The sequence below is a fragment of the Streptomyces lushanensis genome (assembly GCF_001700515.1).
GTDB classification, from domain to species: domain Bacteria; phylum Actinomycetota; class Actinomycetes; order Streptomycetales; family Streptomycetaceae; genus Streptomyces; species Streptomyces lushanensis.
Genome location: NZ_MAUD01000322.1, coordinates 1 through 3,312 on the forward strand (window position 1 = coordinate 1; position 3,312 = coordinate 3,312).

General features: G+C 61.7%; 5 protein-coding genes and 1 pseudogene. 5 read left to right on the plus strand and 1 reads right to left on the minus strand.

The window, feature by feature from the left end; translation table 11 throughout:
- Positions 1-347 precede the first annotated feature (347 nt).
- The 3 genes from BFF77_RS35840 to BFF77_RS33585 all read left to right on the plus strand — a co-directional run bounded on the left by BFF77_RS35840 (position 348) and on the right by BFF77_RS33585 (position 1,400).
- Positions 348-527, plus strand: coding sequence for a hypothetical protein (locus BFF77_RS35840; RefSeq protein WP_066953438.1), 180 nt, complete (start codon positions 348-350; stop codon positions 525-527).
- 4 nt (positions 528-531) lie between these two features.
- The gene (locus BFF77_RS38245; RefSeq protein ID WP_169922719.1) at positions 532-843 is read left to right on the plus strand and encodes a DddA-like double-stranded DNA deaminase toxin; all 312 of its coding nucleotides are present in this window, start codon (positions 532-534) and stop codon (positions 841-843) included.
- A gap of 131 nt (positions 844-974) precedes the next feature.
- Positions 975-1,400 carry an Imm1 family immunity protein gene (locus tag BFF77_RS33585; protein WP_079125453.1) on the plus strand — a complete coding sequence of 142 codons (426 nt, stop codon included), beginning with the start codon at positions 975-977 and terminating at the stop codon, positions 1,398-1,400.
- Between the two features lie 188 nt (positions 1,401-1,588).
- Here the strand turns inward: BFF77_RS33585 and BFF77_RS37085 are convergent.
- Positions 1,589-1,930 (minus strand): annotated as a pseudogene (locus BFF77_RS37085) (site-specific integrase); the annotation flags it as partial.
- A gap of 337 nt (positions 1,931-2,267) precedes the next feature.
- Here BFF77_RS37085 and BFF77_RS38250 point away from each other — a divergent pair.
- A complete protein-coding gene (locus BFF77_RS38250) occupies positions 2,268-2,435 on the plus strand; it encodes a NucA/NucB deoxyribonuclease domain-containing protein (protein ID WP_425424425.1) in 168 nt (55 codons plus the stop codon).
- Positions 2,436-2,555: 120 nt separating this feature from the next.
- Positions 2,556-3,089, plus strand: coding sequence for an SMI1/KNR4 family protein (locus BFF77_RS24390; RefSeq protein ID WP_066953442.1), 534 nt, complete (start codon positions 2,556-2,558; stop codon positions 3,087-3,089).
- Positions 3,090-3,312: the final 223 nt, after the last annotated feature.

The following is a 3,312-nucleotide window of genomic DNA, read 5'->3' on the forward strand; positions in this document are numbered from 1 at the left end:
GCGCCCGACTGTGGTGGGCATAACGCTCGGGGCGACGTCCTTGTACGGTTCGGACAGTCGCGTGGGCTCCGAGGGGCGGCCCGGCGCGTTGTGCGCCGGGCCGTGTTGGGGCGACTACGTGTGGCGGATGTTTCTGGCTTCTCGTTGGTGTGGGTCGGGTCAGCCGATGGTCTGGCGGGTCTTCCACCAGATGGATGCCGCAATGATTTCGGTTCCGGTCCCGGTGAGGGAGGTTCTGTTGCCGGGGTGGAAGCGTACGGAGCCGTCGGAGCGTACGGCCCAGATGTCGGGGATGGTGTCTCCGTTGGCGTCGGGGGTGCCGAGCAGGAGGCGGAACGGCCGGGGCCGTGGTTGGCGGAGCCGTCGGCAAACTCGCCTGCAAGGCCGTCGGCAAGTTCGCCAAGACCGCCGCCGGCCAGGCGATCGGCAAGAGCATCAAAGCCGCGGGCTCGAAACTCCTCGGCAAGGGCGGCTCATCAGCACGAGCGGGGGCGGGCACCGCCCAGTGCGTCCTCGTCGGCACTTAAGCGAGTGACGACCGGTCGGATCTTCGATTCGTCAGGAAATGCCATCCACGGCGAGATAGAAGCTGGCTGCAGCAGCGATCTCGTTGAGGCTGCCGATACATACCTCAGGCAGCATGGAGCCCCCATTAATCCAAGGGCTGCGCGTTACCCGGTGTCACGGCATGTTGAATCCCAACATGCAGTGTGGATGCGACAAAATGGGATAACCGATGCAACGGTTGTCATGAATAACTCTGAAGGCGTGTGCGGCGGCATGCATGGGTGCCGAAGCGCAATTAGGGCAATCCTGCCTGAAGGGTCAACTGTGACCGTATAGTACCCTGGCGCATCGGAGTCGGCAGTTATTCTCGGAGAGGCCGTTGCACCGTGATTCTGAATGCAGTGATACATGGTCGCTATTACCATGCAGAAAGCCGGTCGGAAAAGGCTGAGATAGTTGCCGAGGTCATGGAGAACCTGCGATCAGAGCGTCGTGACCAGGCACGGATCAGTCCGGGAGAGGTTGCATCACTCATGTTCGCGGACGGGCGTCACTCGGAGTCCGTCCGCGACTGGTGGCCTGATAACACCCTTCAGGTCGCGGTCAACTCGGAGACTGGTTACGGCGGGCTCGTTTGGTTCGCAACTCAAGAGCGTGTGACGAAAGATGGTATTTCGGAACACATTTGGGTTTCCGATAACTCGAGTCCTCCTGATTTCGATCCGCGCGTCGTGTCCGACCCTGGAGTTCCGTATTTCTTTGACCCCATAAGCGCTCTGCCGCTCGATCGGGTTCGGGCCGCGCTTGAGGAGTTCTGTCGACTCGGAACCGGCGATCGGCCTGAGTGTATCGAGTGGGTTCACGGAGAGATGAATGGACAGCGGCATGGCTGATTCTGCTAAAATTTTCGCGTGCGTGGGGACGCGAACCCCGACTTCGGAGGATCTCGGCGAGCCTTCGGGATATCGCGTGCAGGTCAAAACACCTGACCGTCCCTGAAATGTGCCAGAGGCCCCGCCGGAGTTTGCCCCCAGTGGGGCCTCCGGGGTGTCTGACGGCAGTAGTTGACGGCAACGTCAGTGGACGGTGGCTCCGCACGGCGGTGGGTCGTCGCCGTCGTCGTGGGTTGACCCGTCGTTGGCGGGGAAGCCGTTTCTGCGTCGAGGTCGAGGTCTTCCCAGTGGAGGCCGAGGAGTTCGCCCTTGCGGAGGCCGGTGTGCAGGGCGAGTTCGAACAGGGCGTACAGCGGGTGGCCTTGTGCGGTGGTGAGGAACTGGCGGGCTTCGTCGGCGGTGAGAGGTTCGAAGCGTCGGGGCCGTGGGGTGCCGGTGCGGACGCTGCGGGCGACGTTGCGCGTGATCTCCTCCTCGCGGACGGCGTGCTCCAGGACGGACTTGAGCACGGAGTGGATGTAGGTCGGTGTCGGAGAGGACGGCGGTTTGCGGCGGTACTACCCGACCTACCTGAGCTGAATCGGCCGGCGGCAGTAGCGACGGCAACAACCCCGCGCAACCACGGACAGCCACGCACCTCACCGGACCAGCAAACCGCACTTGACCTGCGAAAAAGCAGGTAGAGGCAGCACATAGCACACGTACCATGTGCTGGCAGGTACTACGCCGGTCCTGGTGCACAATACGTGTCCGCGCGTTTTCGCGGTGGACTCGTCGGGCGAGACCAGCATCCTCCCGGTGCACGAGATAGATTCGTCCGCCCATCCGGGGGTCGCTGATAACTTCACCAATACGCTTGCCAATGGAGTGAGTCCAATTGTCACGCGGATGACGGGCCGCTCGGCTATTCGGGCCAATCGGAACGCGGCGCAGGCTGGAGTTCCTCGCCCTGGCACTCTCGCATGGGGAATGTCATGGGAGGAATTTCCATTCACATCAACCTATGAAGGTGGCTCCGGGGCAACGCTCGACTGATTCCGAGAAACGAGAATGTGGCACATGGGCCAGATTCACTAGGCCGTTCTTGAGGGATAACGGAATCAATGATGGCGACCAGTGCTATGTGCGTAGGCAATGACGGAAGGGAGTGCAGGGATGTTGTCGAGCGAGCTTGAAGCGTTGGTGGGCCAGCTCACCGAGATGGCCCGGCCGGTGGTCTCTTGGCTCGTGCCGGGCCTGGATCCGGGCCAGGTTGAGGCGTTGATGGGCCAGCTTCCCCCTGGGGAGGTGTTGACCTGGTTTGGGTGGTGCAACGGGGTTGCGCTTCAGCAGGGTCAGGTTCAAGACGACATCAATGTGATCCCGGGATATGCTCCACTGTCTTTGAAGGAAGCGGTGGAAAGCAAGGAGACCTACGGCGGGGACCCTGTCCTTGGCGAGAACTGGATCCCAGTTCTCGCGGGTGCGGGCGGAGACATCTATGCGGCCGTTTGGCAGCCGGGACAGCCTGCCCGTGTAGCCGGTGTTCTCGTTGGAGAATCCACGGAAATTCAATTCGCCAGTCTTGGGCAGATGGTTAAGGTGTTTAATGAGTGCTATCGTCGTGACGCCTTCTATGTAGACAGTCAGCGCCATCTCGCGATGGACCCAGGCCTTTATGATGAAGTGTATGCGGAGATGATTCGGTAATCGGCTAGAAACGCCGCCCATACGTCTGCAGAGACTCTGAAGCGGCCCTGCCGGAGGCTTTTTCCGGTAGGGCCGCTTCGGTGTCTGGGATTGCATCTACACCTCAACTACGGCTTCGCCAAGTGCCTCGGCCCACGGTTGTGCTGGGTGAGATGACGCTGGCTGCGTGACGGGGGGGCGGGAAAATGGCTCGCGGTGGTCGGCGGGGTCCGGCTACGGTGGG

Excerpts from the sequence above, each read along its gene's own strand:
- BFF77_RS33585 (WP_079125453.1), top strand. The coding sequence starts at position 975 with ATGGAGAACCTGCGATCAGAGCGTCGTGACCAGGCACGGATCAGTCCG.
- BFF77_RS24390 (WP_066953442.1), top strand. The coding sequence starts at position 2,556 with ATGTTGTCGAGCGAGCTTGAAGCGTTGGTGGGCCAGCTCACCGAGATG.